This window comes from Mycobacterium sp. E1214 (assembly GCF_001666755.1).
In the GTDB taxonomy this organism is placed as follows: Bacteria; Actinomycetota; Actinomycetes; order Mycobacteriales; family Mycobacteriaceae; genus Mycobacterium.
The window spans coordinates 1-725 of the sequence record NZ_LZJC01000126.1 but is presented as its reverse complement, the minus strand read 5'-3'; the positions used below and the strand labels follow the sequence as shown (position 1 = coordinate 725).

Below are 725 nucleotides of genomic sequence, written 5' to 3'. Positions count from 1 at the left end.
TTCGGCACCAAGGGCGGCGAAATCGAGATGGACGGGCAGCGCGTCGCCGTGCCCGTCTCGACCGACCAGATGAAGACCGTCGCCAAGCTCTCCGGCGGGCAGGCCTACACCGCGACCAACGCCGCCGAGCTCAACAAGAGCTACAACGCCATCGAGAACGAGATCGGCTACCGCACGGTGCCCGGCCCCGGCAGCGCCGGCTGGTTGCGGCTGGGGGTCGTCGCGGCGCTGATCGCGACGGTGTTGGCGTTGGTCCTCAACCGGCGCCTGCCCACCTGAGACTCAGGCGGGCAGCCGGCGGTTGAGCAGCAGCCCGGCCAGCACGGCACCGGCCATGGCGACGGTGCCCAGCAGCATCCAGGCCAGGCTGGCGTCGCCCTTCACGGACTCGTAGCCGATCTGGCGCTGCAGGGTCGTGTAGACGTTCTTCAGCGAGTCCAGGCTGTCGGCGTGAAACGACTGGCCGTCGGTGATCTCGCAGATTTTCTGCAGGGTCTGGTCGTCCACGGGCACCGGGATGGTGGCCCCCTCGTAGTCGACGGTGCCGTAGGGCGTGCCGAACGAGATCGTCGAGATCTGCACGCCCTCGGACTTCGCGGCGCGGGCCGCGGTGAAGGCGCCCTGCGGGGCGTTGGGGTCCAGCGGCACGTTCTCGCCGCCGTCGGAGAGCAGCACGATGCGGGCGGGTGGCGGCTTGTCGCCGCCGACCACCGCGGTGGCGCTGA

General features: G+C 70.2%; 2 pseudogenes. One reads left to right on the top strand and one right to left on the bottom strand.

Features of this window, described 5'->3' with window-relative positions:
- Positions 1 to 279 (top strand): annotated as a pseudogene (locus tag A5700_RS17620) (hypothetical protein); the annotation flags it as partial.
- Positions 280 to 282: 3 nt separating this feature from the next.
- On the opposite strand, the pseudogene A5700_RS17615 reads toward A5700_RS17620, so the two are convergent.
- Positions 283 to 725: pseudogene (locus A5700_RS17615) on the bottom strand (hypothetical protein); the annotation flags it as partial.